Source organism: Spirosoma sp. (assembly GCF_026391055.1).
Taxonomy (GTDB): domain Bacteria; phylum Bacteroidota; class Bacteroidia; order Cytophagales; family Spirosomataceae; genus Spirosoma.
On record NZ_JAPLET010000026.1, the window covers coordinates 592,216 to 608,760 of the forward strand.

General features: G+C 53.0%; 11 protein-coding genes. 3 read left to right on the forward strand and 8 right to left on the reverse strand.

Going from position 1 to position 16,545, the window contains the following annotated elements; all coding sequences use genetic code 11:
* Positions 1-3: 3 nt before the first annotated feature.
* Positions 4-630, forward strand: coding sequence for a pyridoxamine 5'-phosphate oxidase family protein (locus NT073_RS25910; RefSeq protein ID WP_297379434.1), 627 nt, complete (start codon positions 4-6; stop codon positions 628-630).
* Here the strand turns inward: NT073_RS25910 and NT073_RS25915 are convergent.
* The 5 genes from NT073_RS25915 to NT073_RS25935 form a co-directional block, all read right to left on the reverse strand.
* On the reverse strand, positions 627-1,844 hold the full coding sequence (locus NT073_RS25915) for an alginate lyase family protein (RefSeq protein ID WP_297379435.1): 1,218 nt from the start codon (positions 1,842-1,844) through the stop codon (positions 627-629). The genes NT073_RS25910 and NT073_RS25915 overlap by 4 nt on opposite strands.
* A 100-nt stretch (positions 1,845-1,944) precedes the next feature.
* Entirely contained in the window at positions 1,945-2,931 is a 987-nt protein-coding gene (locus tag NT073_RS25920) for a DUF4466 family protein (protein WP_297379437.1), read from the reverse strand.
* 6 nt (positions 2,932-2,937) lie between these two features.
* Positions 2,938-3,336, reverse strand: a complete 399-nt coding sequence (locus tag NT073_RS25925) for a hypothetical protein (protein ID WP_297379439.1) — start codon at positions 3,334-3,336, stop codon at positions 2,938-2,940.
* Between the two features lie 14 nt (positions 3,337-3,350).
* Positions 3,351-5,081, reverse strand: a complete 1,731-nt coding sequence (locus NT073_RS25930) for a RagB/SusD family nutrient uptake outer membrane protein (RefSeq protein ID WP_297379441.1) — start codon at positions 5,079-5,081, stop codon at positions 3,351-3,353.
* Positions 5,082-5,098: 17 nt separating this feature from the next.
* A complete protein-coding gene (locus NT073_RS25935) occupies positions 5,099-8,209 on the reverse strand; it encodes a TonB-dependent receptor (RefSeq protein WP_297379442.1) in 3,111 nt (1,036 codons plus the stop codon).
* Between the two features lie 390 nt (positions 8,210-8,599).
* On the opposite strand from NT073_RS25935, the gene NT073_RS25940 reads away from it, so the two are divergent.
* A complete protein-coding gene (locus NT073_RS25940) occupies positions 8,600-9,790 on the forward strand; it encodes a glycoside hydrolase family 88 protein (RefSeq protein ID WP_297379443.1) in 1,191 nt (396 codons plus the stop codon).
* Between the two features lie 68 nt (positions 9,791-9,858).
* Here NT073_RS25940 and NT073_RS25945 read toward each other — a convergent pair whose 3' ends face one another.
* Positions 9,859-13,905 (reverse strand): hybrid sensor histidine kinase/response regulator transcription factor, encoded by a 4,047-nt coding sequence (locus NT073_RS25945; protein ID WP_297379445.1) that lies wholly within the window; start codon positions 13,903-13,905, stop codon positions 9,859-9,861.
* 269 nt (positions 13,906-14,174) lie between these two features.
* On the opposite strand from NT073_RS25945, the gene NT073_RS25950 reads away from it, so the two are divergent.
* Positions 14,175-14,666: an OsmC family protein gene (locus tag NT073_RS25950; protein ID WP_297379447.1), complete on the forward strand. Its 492-nt coding sequence runs from the start codon at positions 14,175-14,177 to the stop codon at positions 14,664-14,666.
* 81 nt (positions 14,667-14,747) lie between these two features.
* On the opposite strand, the gene NT073_RS25955 is transcribed toward NT073_RS25950, so the two are convergent.
* Together NT073_RS25955 and NT073_RS25960 are read right to left on the reverse strand one after the other, a co-directional pair.
* The gene (locus tag NT073_RS25955; protein WP_297379449.1) at positions 14,748-15,476 is read right to left on the reverse strand and encodes a universal stress protein; all 729 of its coding nucleotides are present in this window, start codon (positions 15,474-15,476) and stop codon (positions 14,748-14,750) included.
* A 76-nt stretch (positions 15,477-15,552) separates the two neighbouring features.
* On the reverse strand, positions 15,553-16,518 hold the full coding sequence (locus NT073_RS25960; protein ID WP_297379452.1) for an SPFH domain-containing protein: 966 nt from the start codon (positions 16,516-16,518) through the stop codon (positions 15,553-15,555).
* Between the last annotated feature and the right edge of the window lie 27 nt (positions 16,519-16,545).

Here is a 16,545-nt window from a genome sequence, read left to right on the forward strand (position 1 = left end):
TCAATGCAAACAACCCGCACTACCCCCAGTCGTTTAGCGAAACGCGCCCATTACGACGCCGACACCATCCATCCCATTCTGGACGAAGCCCTTTTCTGTACGGTTAGTTACGTACTGGATGGGCAACCGATGGCCATTCCTACCGCTTTTGCCCGGAAAGGCGATAAACTCTACATTCACGGGTCGGTGGGCAGTCATTTTATCCGGTCTATCGAGCAGGGAAATCCGGTCTGCATCTCGGTGATGCTGGCAGATGGGCTGGTGCTGGCAAAATCGGCCTTTCACCACTCCGTCAACTACCGCTCGGTCGTCGTCTTTGCCTCGGCGGAGAAAGTAACCGACGGAGCCGAGCGCCTGGAAGCCCTGGCCCTGATTACGGATCACCTCATTCCCAACCGCTGGGACGACCTGCGCCCGACTACGGACAGCGAAATGCGGAAAACAACTGTGTTGGCTTTCTCGCTGGCCGAAGCTTCAGCCAAAGTACGAACCGGCGGCCCCGGCGACGACCCTGAAGATGAGCACTTGCCTACCTGGGCGGGCGTCATTCCGCTGCAAACCGTTCGGTTAGCGCCCATACCCAAAACAGGCGACGAAGACATTCCCTTACCGGCTTATCTGGCTAGCTAAAACAAGGCGTTGGTGAGTACAAAGACAGGACTACCGGGGGTTCGGGCGGGCGATTTATTGGGTGCAGTGCCTGTGTTGAAGCGGGCATTGACAATAAACGGTACGGGCATGAACTCCTCTGGATGCATGGCTTTGATCTGCTGAAAAGGCCACGGTTTTTGGCCTTCAGCATAAGGCAATAGCCATTGGTAGGCTTTTTTCAGGCTTTTACCATCGGAGGTTTCGTAGTTTAAAAGGTCAATACCAACGTTCTTCGCCAGCAGAGCCACCCCCAGAAACCCCTTGAAATTCATAACAGAATAGTTCCAGCTCAGAGTTCGGGCGAGTTCGTGGGGCTGGCTACCGTCTTCTTTCAACTGGCTCTGAATCCGCTTGTAGGTGTTCTGCTCGATGAGCTGTTTAGCCATCGTCTTATCCTGCAAAAACAGGGCAAATGCAACCGTCTGGAAATCGTAATACGTGCCGTGGTTATTGTGCTCATCAGCTTCATCTTTACCGATGGGGCTGGTGAGCATCCAGGTCAAAAACTGCCGAAACCAGGCTTGCAGGGCCGTCTGATCCTGCTTCGGCCAGGCAGGTGATCCGTTCAACAGTTGCACGGCATCGACCAGTTTGGCCAGCATCCGGGTATCGATCAATCCAATGCCGCGCCCTTCAGTAATACCCGGAATGGCCTGCCCGTAGTTCAGATTCGGGTTCATGCGGGTCTCCTTGTCGAGAAACCAGGTTCGCAGTAACTCCGCTGCCCGGCGGGCATACTTGTCGTCATTGGAAAAGTAGTAGCTTAGCGCCAGCGTCTGTACATCATCGCAAAGGGCGTTGAGGTACGTGCCATCCTGAATGGCGTAGCGGTCGGGGTTGATCTGACCATCTTTGCGGATGTAGGGCAATCCGCCGGGCTTGGTCGAATCGGGCCACCAGTAAGGCCCAACGCTCATATAATCGTGCTTATCGCCACTGGGTGGAGTTTTTGTTTTTTCCACCACCGAATGTGCCGGTTTGGTCAGTAGGTTATCGGCCTGAGCCAGCAGCGATTTTCGGGCCGCCTGCAAGCTTGCGTCACCCTGCTGAAGCCGGGCTTTATTGCTCGCCAGCAGCGTAGCATCCAGCAGAAACGTACTTGGTGTGGTAACGGGCTGCGCCAGAACGGGCTGCACACAAATTGCAAAAAGAATACCGGTCAGCCAACCGATCTGGCTTCGAAGATGGCGCATAAGTCAATTGAGTAAATAGGTAACGAAGTGAATTTAAACGGTATCTCAAACGCTACATCTTAACGATATAGGGTTTGAAATACCGTTTAAATTCACTTCGTTAATTCAGTTTCAGGCGTTTGATGCTGACAGTCATCGTTTTTGCTGTATTGTTTACGGCGTTGACGTACACGTAAGCCGTGTAGGAACCATCGGCCGATTTCACAAAAGCGCCCTGATCGGCGGCTAGGCCGTAGGCATAGTCGGCCGCGTTGACAAAGGTTGTCTGTCGAAGATCGATGTCATCAATGAACACCTCGAAACCAGCCGTACCCCGCAGTTGCGCATCTTTCACATCGACTCGTTTGTCAATCGCTGTTCGCGTCTTGCTCAGACCCGTTGGCAGGATAACATCCTGTAGATATGTTGGGTTTGACGGCGCTATGAGCGCATGACCAAACGCAAATGTATTGATCGTGGGGCGGTAGATGTACACGAAGTCGATTTTCCCGGCCAAATTATTCTGCTCCACTTCAGCTTTGGTGTAAGCCGTCATATCGGCGAGTGAAACATAGGCTTTGGACCCGTCGCCCAGCACAATAGACCGCTTCATATCCATGCTGCTAATGCGGTAAGTCGGTGACTGAATGCTCACTTCCTTACCGGTCGATGAGGTCGCGCTGAACCGGAACGACACATCTTTCCCCTGGGCATCGGCCGTGGGGTAGTAATAATAGCGCAGCGTAACGGCTTTGTTGGTGGCCGCGTCGATAATATTTGCGGTCGATACAGCCCCGTTTGTGATGGTATCGGTCGCCGTTTGCCGGGGCTGATCGACCCCCGTGCTGTAGTTGGTGTACCACGAATTACGGCTGAACCCCGTACCGACTCCCCCAGCCAGGGTAGCCTCGGCACGAACGTTTTTCAGATCGCCCTCCAGGGTGCCGATGGCATAGGCGAACTCGATGCGGTCGCCTACTACGGCGGGACCGGTCGTTTTTTTTAGTAAATCGTTTTGGAAGGGTTCGTCTGGTTGTACTGTTTCCTTGCAGCTTACAGCCAGCAGTACGAAAGCAGCATACACGAAAGAAAGAAGATAAGGTCGCATGGATGGTTATTTTTGAAGCGTGACCGTTACGGTATAGGTTTTGCGCACAAGCCGGTTACCTGACACAACCGTGTAGGTCAGCGGCTGAGAAAAATCGGTCCAGACACCCATGGTCGGCTCCACTATGGCATCACTCACCACACTGCAAAACGGTTTGAGCCGTTGCATGTTGGTACCGAATTTAGCCACTGCCGTAACGGTCAGTGCCGTGGTATCTACTTTCGTCTGGCCGCTCACCAGCACGGTGCGGTGATCAGAACCCAGCAGATCGAAGGAAGTCATGTAGGATTGCGACCGCTGCGTAATCAGCAGACCGGCTTCGTCGATGGGGTCCTGCTTGCTACAGGCCGCGATACCGGCCAGCATGAACAGACACAGACAGATATAAAGAATCGAACGTTTCATAGTAGTGGGTCGGGTTATAACCAGGGTGCGTTTTGGGTTATTTTGGCATTCACTTCGATCTCGGCGGGCGGAATCTGGAAAATATAATACCGCTGGTAGGCGCGCAGATCGGCATTGACAAACTCGTCGCGGATGCGGGTGCCCTGGGTGTCGAAGAGTACTTGTCCAGACGGGGCGGGCCAGATCTCTTCGGCCTTTTTCCAGCGACGAATGTCGAAGAAGCGCTGCCCTTCGCCAACCAGTTCGATGATACGCTCCTGCTCGATGGCTTTGAAAAACTCGGCTTGGGTCGAAAACTTAGCCGTGTTGAGTGCAGGCAGGTTACCCCGGCGACGAATGCGGTTTAGCAGGGTAAAGAGTTCGGGCGTGGGGCCACCGTTGACTTCGTTAACAGCCTCGGCATACATGAGCCACACATCGGGCAGGCGCATCAGGTAGATGTCCTGGGGGCCATCGCTCCGGCCGATACCGCCCGTCTGACGCACCCATTTACGGAACATATATCCGGAGGTTTGTCCATCATAGTTGAGGGCCGTTACGCCGTCGCGGTTGCCAAAGCGGAATGGCAGGCTATCGGGCAGCACCGTTAACCCATCGGTCGACAGCTGCACCATTTTCTGACCGTCCCAGACCATTGTGGCCCGCATCCGGTAGTCGCGCCCTTCGTAAGATTTGGGGTTAGTGGCGCTGTTGAGCAGCGTCGTGGCACGGCTCAGCACGAGTGGGGGTGCAAAATCGCCGGTGCTCACCAGTTGGTACCGGTTGGCTAAGCGGAACGTGGGCGCAACCCAGCACTGCCCGAAACCGGTGTTCCGGTTACCGAAATCGCGCGACAGCTCCTCGCCCTGGCTCAGCAGCGGACCGCCAAACTGTACGGAGAAAATGATCTCGGGGTCATACTCATTGAAGTACTGAAATAGGTGCCAGTAGTTGGGGTTATCGGACGGCCCCGGCTCTCCATTGCGAAATAGCGGAATGTTTTTGTCGACAATTTTCTTGAAGTCAGCCGCAGCAGCCGCAAAATGCTTCTGTGCTTCGGCGCTGTTACCTTCGTTTTTCATCCAGCTGGCCCAGAACAGGTTCACTTTACCGCTGAAAGCTAGAGCCGCCAGCCGGGAGGCCCGGCCCAGATTATCACCCGCATAAACTTCGGGCAGAATCGTTGCCGCAAAACTCAGGTCGGCAAGAATAGAATCCTTGACAACGGCGCGGGGAGTTCGGGCAAGGCCATACGCTTCGGCATTGCCATCCAATTTTTTGGTAAAGTAAGGTACATCGCCCCACAGGTCGATCAGTCGAAAGTAGTTGATGGCGCGCAGAAAGCGGGTTTCGGCCACCAGTCGATCCATCAAGGCCAGATCGGCGGGCTCTTTGAGTGTCGATCGCAGGGTACCAATATTCCCCAGCACATAGTTGGCGCGGTTGATGGCCCGATAGCAATCGCCCCACAGAAATCCGAAATTACCGTTAGAGCCCAGACCGCTAGGGTTAAATGTACCCTGGTTATTGCTGGTACCGCGGGTATTGACAAATTCACCGGCTCCATCGAAATAGTAGTCCCGGTCGAAGGTAGTCCGGTTGGCTTCATAGACGCCGTTAACAGCCGCTGTGGCGTCGGCCGTTGTCTTCCAGAATAATTCTGCCGACAGTTGCGTCGTAGGGATCTGGTCGAGTAAATTCTCGGTACAAGCCACTGACACCAGCATCAGCCCCAGCAGCACACATACGTTATAAAGTCGATTCATGGCAAAGGGGGTATATATTAAAAGCTGAGGTTAAGACCGAACGAATAGGATTTGAGCAGCGGGAACGGGTCGTCATTATTGTCGGCTCCCGACACACTTGTGCTCTTTTCCGGATCGACACCACGGTATTTTGTGAAGGTCAGCAGGTTTTCGGCCGTTCCATAGATACGGACCTTGCTCAGCCCCAACCGACTGATGTATTTGGTGGGAATGTTGTAGCCCACCTGAATATTCTTAAGCCGCAGGTAACCAAAGTTGTCGAGCCAGAAGGTCGATTCGGCCTGGTTGTTACCGCCCGAACCGGTGATCAGCCGGGGCAGCGACGCCAGCCGGTTGTCGAGGCTCCAGGTATCGTTCCATAAAAAGTCCTGAAAGGCGTTGCGTGCGGCCGGAATGTTGACGTTGTTGAACGGCTCCAGCCAGAAATCTTTCCGACCGGTAGCGGCCTGCCAGAGTATGCTGACATCGAAACCCCGCCAGTTGGCGAACAGATTGAGGCCGTAGGTACCCGTAGGCTGATCCCGGTTAAATTTGGGTTCGGCTTTACGGTCTTCGTCGTTCACCTGACCGTCGCCATTAAGGTCTTTATACAGAATATCGCCCGGCGAAAAGTACTGCCCCTGGTAGGGAGCGTTGGCAATATCCTCCCAGCTCTGAGCAATGCCCGTGGCCACGCGGCTATAAGCGAAGTGATAAGGCAGGTTCAGGTAGGTGTACCCTTTGCTCAGGAACTCATTCCACTCCAGCAGTTTGTTTTGATTAAAGGCCATGTTGAGCGTTGCCCCAACGTTAGCGTCCCGAACCTTGGCCCGGTAGGTGACATTCATTTCCACACCCGTATTCCGAAGCTTGCCGATATTCACGCGAGGGGCGTTGTAGCCCGTCAGGAAAGTCGACAGCGACGATGGGCGGATCATCCCCGAGGTCAGCTTGTTGTAGTAATCAATGTCGGTTGTCAGGCGTCCGCCGAAGAAAGCCAGGTCCAGCCCAAGGTTGGTAACGTTGGTTTCTTCCCAGGAGAAATCTTCGTTGATGATTTTGGCCGAACTAAAGCCTTTGGCGATTTTTCCATTCAGGATATAATTGGTCAGGTTGAAAATATCGCGCTGCTCGTACCGCCCCACGCCCGAGTTGTTACCCAGTTTACCGATGGAAGCCCGGACTTTACCCGACGATACCACGGAACTGAACCGCTTGAAGAAAGGCTCTTCCGAGAAACGCCAGCCTGCCGATGCCGATGGGAAGAAGCCGTACTGGAAACCCGGCAGAAACTTGCTGGACCCATCGTAGCGGGCGTTCACTTCAAATAGGTATTTATCGTTGACGACGTAATTGAGTCGACCGATGCCCGACCGTAACCCTTCGGCGTCGGAGTTACCCCCGGCAGCCTGCGTCGTGGTTAGGGCCGCGTCGATTTCACTCAGGAGCGGGTTGATGCGCTCTAGCCGACTGGCCGACAGGTTTCGGTTGAACCAGTATTCTTCCGTATAAGCCCCGAGCAAGCTCAGCTGATGATTGCCGAAAAGCGTTTTGTTGTAGGTTACCCGGCCCTGAAGCAGCGTTTTATAGCCCGAATTGATGGCGTTGCTGATGCCAGCACTGCTGGATACGAGATTGCGTGAAATCTGATTCGTCTGGAAATTAAAGACATCCGAGGGATCGGCGTAGCTTTTGGTAAACTGATTATAATACCGCAGGCCATAATCACCCCGAATGGTCAACCCCGTAATGGGTGTCCACTCGCCGTATAAATTGCCGTTGGCTTCCTGACGGTCGCGCAGGTTGTGATTGACGTTCATGGCCGCCAGCATATTATACGCCAGAGCATCTTCGCCATAGGCCATTGCCCCACCATACTGCCCGGTAGCCGGGTTCTGCGGCAGAATACCGGCCACGGCATAGCGAATATCGTACCCCCCGGTTCCGGTATAGGTAATCAGTCCTTCGGAGTTGGCGAAGGTTTGTTTCGACCACTGCCCGTCCATCCGGATGCCAACTTTAATGTGGTCGCTCAGTTTGTAGTCCAGGTTGAATCGGGTGTTGTATCGCTTGTAATCGTGATTGATCAAGATACCCAACTCATCATATACCCCCGCCGACAGGTAAAAATTGGAACGCTCATTGCCACCCGCTGCCGACAGGTTATGTGTCTGAATCCGGCCCTTATCGCGCAATACCACATCCCACCAGTTAGTGCTAGGGTATTTGATCGGGTCGATCAGGCTCTTCGACAGCCAATCCTCCACGGTGCCATAGCGAAAGGTGGTCGATGATGCCCCCGCCCCCGAGGCCCGCAAATGCATGGTAAGCGAACGGGCATAGTCGTCGAAGTAGTTGTAGAAATTGGTCGGTTCAGATAGGCCGTACGTGCCCGTATAGCTGATGACCGGTTTCTTGTTTTGCGAACCATTTTTGGTGGTGATCAACACAACGCCGTTAGCTGCCCTCGACCCGTAAACGGAAGCCGAGGCCGCATCTTTCAGGACGGAGATGCTGGCAACGTCGTTCATGTCGATCCGGTTGATGTCGACGTCGGGAATACCATCCACGACAATCAGCGGCCCCGAGTTATTGACTGTTCCCAGCCCCCGGATTACCAGTGCGGCCCCGCTGCGCCCCGCCTGCCCCGTCGACTGCTGAACGGCGAGACCCGGAATCAGGCCCGACAGCGCCGAGGAAACGTTCGACAGCGACCTGCTCGATATTTTATCATCGATGGTAATGGCTGCAACGGCCCCTGTCAGGTTTTCCTTCTTTTGGGTTCCGTAACCGACTACCACTACTTCGTTGAGTGTCTTTACGTCGGGAGCCATCGGTACGTCGATGGTGGTTTCGCTCGTAACGGCAACTTCTTTAGCCAGGTAACCAATGGCCGATACCACAAGTGTGCCACCGCCCGTGGGCATGCTAATGGTGAACTTACCGTTGGCGTCGGTGGTCGTACCCGTCTTGTTATTGTTTTTGATCACGACCGTAGCGCCGGGCAGGCCCGTATTTTTCTCATCCAGCACCCGCCCGCTGAACGAGTAGGTGGTTGTCTGCCCATTGGCTATGCCGATCGTCAACAGCAGAGCTAACCAACAGTAGGGTATCGACTGTTGAAGCCTATTGAGTAAATAGTTTGGCATGTGTTTTCTGTAAAGTAGGTGAAAGTTGAGGGGGTGCAACAGAGGTAAATGGCGGGCGCTGCTGAGTTGCGCTCCGGAGCCTCCGGGACCCGTTACCAGGACAATACTACTGGCATTTGACAATAAAATAATGGAATAATATAAAAATGAGCGATTAATCCACCCTTTTGAACGCTTCTTCACCCGCCCGAACGTTTTGTCCTCCTTTATGAACAGTTGAGGTATCCAGCGAAAAGTCAAAGGGTACTAAACTTGCAGTATTAAACGGGAGCAGATATGAGAAAGGTGAAAAACCGGTATATAATCGCTGAAATTGGCGCGGTGGTATTCATCGTCACCTTACTGGTATATATGCTGTCAATTATCCTTTAATGACTTTGTCACTACGCTATGACCCCTAACCTACGAACCCTTCGCTATCTACTCCCTTTCATACTGCTGACCGGTTTTATCCCTGAGCGGGCAATTCGGGTCCGGTTTGACGAAGCTGAACAGCAAACACGGTTGATGCTCCGGGAGATGGCGGAGCGGGTAAAACAGCCTGCTGCCGGAAAGCCTGCCCTGGTGTCGCCCCGCACCATCGCGGCCGATGGCTCACTTCAGGCCGTACCCGCCCGCGACTGGACCAGCGGTTTTTTCCCCGGCGAACTCTGGTACCTCTATGAGTATACCGGCAAGAAAGAATGGGCAGATGAGGCCCGCACTTACACCGCCCGGCTGGAACGCGAGAAGACCAATGGCGGTACCCACGACATGGGCTTTAAACTTTACAGCAGCTATGGCAACGGATACCGGCTAACGCGTGACCCGGCCTACCGGGCAGTCCTCATTGAAGCGGCTAAAACCCTGTCGACCCGCTTTAAGCCTAAAGCGGGTATTATTCGCTCCTGGGATCACCACCAGGAGGTGTGGCAGTGCCCGGTCATTATCGACAACATGATGAACCTGGAATTGCTCTTTGCCGCTACCCGGCTCACCGGCGACTCAACCTTCTATCGCATTGCCGTTACCCATGCCCGTACAACCCTCAAAAATCATTACCGTCCGGATCATAGCTCGTACCATGTTGTCGACTACGATACACTGACGGGTAAGGTGCTGAAGAAAAATACGCATCAGGGATTTAGTGATGAATCGGCCTGGGCGCGTGGACAGGCATGGGGATTATACGGCTACACCGTTTGCTATCGGGAAACGAAAGACCCCGCCTTTCTTCGGCAGGCCGAATCCATTGCCCAATTCATGCTGAACCATCCGCACATGCCCGCTGATCTGGTGCCGTACTATGACTTCGATGCACCGGGGATTCCCAACGAGCCACGCGATGCATCGGCGGCAGCCATTATGGCGTCGGCGCTTTTCGAACTAAGTACGTATGTACCGAATGCCCCGTACCGGAAAAAGGCCGATCAGGTGATGACCAGTCTGGCGAAAAGCTACACATCGTCAAAGGGTCAGAATCACGGTTTCCTGCTGCTGCACAGTACAGGTGCCAAAACGTTTGAGCGGGATGTGCCGTTGATCTACGCCGATTATTACTACCTGGAAGCCCTGCTTAGGGCGAAGAAGATTAATGGTTGATTGGTGGAGTAAATGGAGTGGGTACTATAACCTAATAAATAACCTCGCTACTCACTCCACTCACTCTACTACTCTACCAATACCTCCGTTTCCTGTTCATCCGTTCGGGCGATGCATTCGGAAGGCGTTTGCCCGAAGTGGGCGCGAAATACCCGGCTAAAATACTTGGGATCGCTGAACCCCACGGCGAAGGCGACTTCCGATACGCTGACTTTCCGCTGCTTCAGCAGCATTTCGGCTTTCTTGAGTCGTGTTGTCCGGAGCAAATCAATGACCGATAAGCCCGTCAGCATTTTCACCTTCCGAAACAAAACGGGTCGGCTCATGCCTATTTCGGTAACCAGACTGGCCACGTTAAAATCGGGCTCGCTCAACTGGCGATCGAGCACGGTCATGAGCTGATTGAGAAATTTCTCGTCCGGATGGTCCAACGTCTGGGCCTGTGGTTGTAAGGTCACGAGCCGATTATATTTCGCCTTCAGCTGCTCCCGAACAGCCAACAGATTGCTTACCCGCGCCTGAAGCAGAATCGGGTGGAAAGGTTTACTCACGTAATCGTCGGCGCCGGTTTCCAGGCCCGTCAACTGGCTATCGACCGTTCCTTTAGCCGTTAACATAATAACGGGAATATGGCTGGTACGCGGGTCCGATTTAATCCGGTGCGTCATGGCAAAGCCATCCATTAGGGGCATGGCTACGTCGGCAATGATGAGATCGGGTAGGGCTCGCGTGGCAATCTCCCAGCCCTGCGCCCCATTGGTGGCCTCCATAATGTCGTACTTCTCCACAAACAGACCCTTCAGGTAGGTTCTAATATCATCCTGGTCCTCAACGAGTAAAACGATTGGCTTTTCGCTACCGTCAGTTGGTTTGGCTACCACAGGCGGGGACTCCGCCTGTGCAGATAGGGCAACGGGTGGGACGATCATTGGCGCATAGGGTACGGAATCCCCAGCTCCATTATGGAGAAGGAGCGACACGGGCAAAGTGATGGTAAAGCGCGTAAATCCAGGCTGCTGGGGAGTTGCCTCGCTGCTCTCAACGCTAATCTGCCCCTGGTGATGTTCAACGATGTGCTTGCTGAGGGCCAAGCCCAGCCCAAACCCGGTGTCGTACATTTGCGGATGGTTAACCTGATAGAACTGGTCGAAGATATGCTCCAGGTCAGCAGCCGGAATGCCCCGCCCCGTATCTTCAACAACGATAACGGCCTGATCGGAACCCATATTCCGTTGCAGTCGTACCAATACGGTACCCTCTGCCGGGGTAAATTTCAGCGCATTCTGTAAGAGATTATATAGTACCTTTTCCAGTTCACCCACGTCAACACAGGCGGGCAGCGCATCGACCGTCGAGTCGTTCTGTAGGGTAATCCGTCGCGACCGGGCGTGTTCCAGAAACGAATCGGTAATAGTTCGCAGCAAGGCAACCAGATCGACCGTTTGCAAGTGCAGCTGTACATGACTGGTTTCGTGCTTTCTGAAATCGAGGAGCTGATTGAGCAGGCGAAGCAATCGGTCGGTGCTGTTCCGCATAATGGATACCTGCTTCTGTATCAATGTATCGGCCGTATACTGGTTGGCCAGCACTTCGATGGGAGCCATCACGAGGGTCAACGGTGTGCGGATTTCGTGGGCTATTTCCGTAAAGAAATTCAACTTAGTCTGGTGAAGCGCCTGCTGGCGGGTTTTCTCGTCGTGTTCTACCTGCAGGTCGTGCGCCAGTTGCAGCCGGTTTCGGTTAAATCCCGACCATAGCCGCAGCATCCCCAGAAAGACGAGTACATACAGGCAGTACGCCCAAATAGTTTTCCAGAAGGGGGGCAAGACCGTGATGGCCAGTTCCAGCGGTTTGGCATTCCAGACATCGTCGTTGTTCGTCCCTTTTACGCGCAGTACGTAGTCGCCCGCGGGCAGATTCATGTATGTTGCCTGCGGGTCTTTCACGTAGTTCCAGTCGTTGTCGAAGCCCACCAGTTGATAGGCATAGCGATTTTTGGGCGAATTGATGTAGTTGAAAGCGGCAAAGTCCAATGAAAACACGTTCTGCCAGTGCGTGAAGGTCAGAGGGCGGCTAAAATCCACGGGAGCATCGGCCCGGTTTCCGGATGAGGGGGCCGTTTGCCGCTGATTAAATAAATGCAACCCTGTAAATGCCAGCCTGGGTGGTGTTGGATTACGCCGAATGCTATCTGGATTAAAGACGACAATACCATTGTATCCACCGAAATACAGCAAACCCCGGATATCCCGGAACGTTGAGTTCGGCGTAAACTCCTTGCAGATCAAGCCATCATATTTATTGTAGGCGATAAACGTCGACCGTTCCGGGTCGAACTGAACAATGCCTTTATCGGTACTGAGCCAGAGCATTCCCCGATTATCTTCCAGAATACCAAAGATGGAATTGCTAAGTAAGCCCTGCGCGGTTGTAAAATGCCGGAATGACTGCTGATCGGGTAGCAGCAGATTTAGACCACCGTCGCGCGTTCCGATCCAGAGCCGGTGTTTTCGATCTTCAAACAGGCATATGATGTGGTTATTGCTCAGGGATCGGTTATCGCCGGGGTGATGTGTATACCGCACAAACGCATCCCGACCGGTTATTTTTCGATTCAGCCCACCCAGTGTCCCAACCCATAGCTGCTGTTGGTTATCAGGCAGAAGACAGGTGATATTGCTGGAACTTAGGGAGGATGCCTGAGATGCCTGGTGAGTCTGCGGGATAAACGATCTCGTCTTTTCATCAAACCGGCACAGACCCCCAAAATAGGTTGCCACCCAAAGTGTTCCTTCGGCATCCCGCTTCACATCATAAATGTGATCGTCGGGTAAGGAATGCGGATTGTTGGGTTCGTGTAGATACTGGGTGACTGTATTCTGCTGAAGGTCAATGTAATTGAGTCCTTTCAAGGTTCCGACCCATAGCCCACTTTGGCCATCTGCCAGCAGGCATTTTATCTTATCATTGGTAAGCGACTGGTGCTGCTTCGGGTTGTGGGTATAGTGCCGGGCAATGCTCTTATCGGCGTTGATCAGAAACAACCCTTTATCTTCTGTACCAATCCACCGCTGGGCGGGGCTGTTGGCGGGAAGCATCGGCCCGGCAATTTTAAAGGGTAACCCACCCTGCCTATCCAGTGGCCGATAGGCGCTGAATTGCCTGGCAAGCGGGCTGTACATACCAACGCCACCGTAGTAAGTACCCACCCAAACCGAGCCGTCACGGTCCCGAAACAGCGAACGTACAGAGTTATCGCTCAGCGACGTGACGTCATTGGGGTGATTGATCAGGGTACTGGACCGGCTACCATCCTGAGCGATAATGTGTAGCCCCGTCATGGTGCCAACCCAGTAGTTCCCCTTGTCGTCGGGTAGAATTGTGCGGATCGTCTGCGTACTTAAATCGAGTCCGGGGGCGGGCTGCCAGGTTATGACCCGCCCCTGCTGCGGGTCGAACAGGGCAATGCCATTACGCTCGGTACCTAACCACAATCGACCGCGTTTATCTTCAACAATGGCGTTGATGCCATTCGATGTATTGTGAAAAATGGAATCGGCCGGATTCAGGTAAAAATTGGTTAGTTTGAGACGCCCCGCCGGGGTCCGCTGCAAGCGGGCGAGTCCGGCCGATGTACCCACCCACATTGTGTGATCGCGGGCTTCGTATAAGGTTCTGATCGTTTGGTGGCTGAGGTCCTGCTGTTGCTGGGTTAGGTCGACCAGCCGGTCAGCACGACGAAGATTAGTGGTGTGAAGCCGAAAAAGTCCACGGGGCGTACCCACCCAGATGTGCTTTTGATGGTCTTCCACCAGTACAGTAATAGACGAATCGGCGAGTTTGCCGGTTTTGGTTATGACCGGCAACAGCCGCAAAAAATTGTTCTCTTTGGGTCGATAGACGGCTATACCTTTGGTAGTTCCCACCCAAAGCTGGCCTTTCCGGTCGTGTAACAAGCTGTTGACTGTATTGGCGGCTAGGCTGTTGACATCGCCGGATTTGTGTTCGTATACAACGACCTGGTGGGAGTCGTAGCGGTTCAGCCCATTGCGGGTACCGAACCACATAAACCCTTTGGCATCCTGCGTAATGGCATATACACTACTTTGAGACAATCCCTCGTCTACGCTGATGTGACTAAAATGCTGTGTGTCAGATTGAGAAAACGTTTTTGTAGACAGGCTAACATATAATGTCGTTAGCGACAATAGAGCGTAAAATTTAGTACCATTCATTACTGTTTTCCAGGAAATCCGTTGCTGTGTGAATTCAATGGAAAAGCTAATTAAATATTGGCACAGTTTAATACATTAATATAGTATAACGAGCTTTATTTAACTTACGGAATAACAAATGTGGGCGTACCACACTATCTGATCGCACCATGGCAAAACAACATCAGTACGAACTAACCATAACATGGAACGGCAACACCGGGCAAGGAACCACCAGCTATCGGTCCTACGAGCGAAGCCATGTTATCTCAGCAGGAACGAAGTCTGTGATCATGGGGTCGTCTGATCCGGCCTTTCGGGGAGACAAAACCAAATACAACCCCGAAGAACTGTTGGTTGCCTCCTTGTCGAGCTGCCACATGCTCTCATACCTGCACCTCTGCGCTGTGGCGGGAGTTATAGTGACCGACTATGTAGACAACGCCAGTGGCATTATGGTCGAAACACCGGACGGGGGCGGGCACTTTAGCGAGGTTACGCTCAATCCCATTGTTACGCTTACTGATCAATCTATGGTCGACAAAGCCAATGAACTGCATGAACAGGCCAACAGGGTATGTTTCATCGCAAATTCCTGCAATTTCCCGGTCTACCATAAGCCGTCGTGTCTGGTCAAGAAAGATATTGAGGAAATGGGTTAGAATAAGAAACGGGTTAGATACCATTTAGCCCCATCAGGTACTAAACAGTCGCCAACCCGTTTCTGACTCAAAAATCTACGCCTACTTTTTCTCATGATACACCAGCACCGGCACATCGGACTTCGTAATCAGGGCCGTTGTGTGGTTCGGATGAAACAGATTGTCCAGAAAACCGGCTTTGGGCGATAGCTGCATGACAATCAGGTCGGCGTGGGCATGTTCAAGTTTGTCTTCTGTCAACACCTCCAGCTTCGCGTTGAACGCATCAACCAGCGATTCCGTCTGGGCAGTTACCATGGACTGTGTCGTTTGGGCCTGCATGGCATACACAATTGTATGCACCTGTGCCGGACGAATAGACTGCCCCTCGGGCGTGGTGGGTACGATCAGCACCGGGCAGAGGGCTTCATCGGCAACATCCGTCACGGCACTGCCTGCCAGACGGTCGAAGAACGTACTCAGGTCGCTGCGTCCCATGATGATCAGATCGGCGGAATATTCGCGAGCCACCTCAAGTATGCCATCATCGACCGAGCCAATGCGCCATTCAGTCGTTACGGATAAACCCTCGGCCTGAAGCTCAGTGGCGAGTTCATCGAGCCGTTTACGGCTTATGTCCTCAATTTCCATAGATGCCATCACGCCCAGACCGGGGTCGCCGACAGTCGGCAATGTGGTATCGGGCAGCATGGGCTGGTACATATGGAGCAGCGTAACAGTAGACCCCGTTTTGCGCGCAAACAGGCGAACCCAGTCCAAAGCGGCTGATGTATAATTCGAAAAATCGGTAGGAAAAAGCAGGTTTGTCATTTGTGCGTGAATCAGGTTTGTTAGAATCAACAAATGAAAGGCGCAACGTTCCCAACATTTTTCGAATTTTATCAGGCTATTGTCTACCCGACATAGGTGGTGGTGTGACGATACCACTCGATTCAATACCACTGTTCAGGGTTTGAACAGCCAGCAACTGCTTCATCGTTTTCTCCATTCCATCGGTTGAGCCATCCAGGAAAATAACGTTGCCCCGCCCATTCTCGGCGAAATGCTTAATGGCCTCCGTCCAGATCGAGAACAGAATCAGTGAAGCATCGAGTTTAGCCTCCGTCATTACTTTAGCCGATTCGGCCATACCTTTGGCAACCTCTTCCCGGAACAACGCTACCCCCTGCCCGCGTAGTTGCGACGCTTTTTTCTCGGCTTCGGCCGAAATCTGAATGGCGTTACCTTCTGCTTCGGCGGCTTTGGTTTTCGTAATCAACAGCGCCTGCCCTTCGTTCTCGGCAGCTGCTTTCAGGTTCGACGACGCCACCACCTGCGCCATCGACCGCATAATGACTTCATCGAACGCAATGTCGTTGAGTTGTAAATCGGTGAGGTGATACCCCCAGCTTTCGAGCAGGGTATCGAGTTGTGATTTCACGTGCTCGATAATTTCGGAGCGTAAAGCCAAGATTTCAGACTGTCGTTTGGTGGCGACAAAACTCCGGATGGAGCCTTCGATGGTTCGAATCAGCGCCTGCATGAAGGAGGCTTCGTCGATGAACTTAAAGGCTACATTTTTAACGGTTTCTTCTTCCTGATTCAGGACGGAGTACACCAGCATGGCTTTGAAATTGACATTGGCCTGATCGGCGGTAATGGCCTGAAACGCCAGTTCGACGGAGCGGTTCTGAATAGATATTCGCCGGTAAATAACTTCGATAAATGGAATCTTAAAGTTGAGCCCCGGCCGTAGTACCCGAGCGTACTTCCCAAATACGGTGATGACGGCAACAGTACCCTGCTGCACAATGACGACGGAGAGGTAGATAACGACCAGCGCCAGAATAAAAACGATCAGTAAAAAATTCATAAGGTCAATTGGTTAGAAACAAAAAAC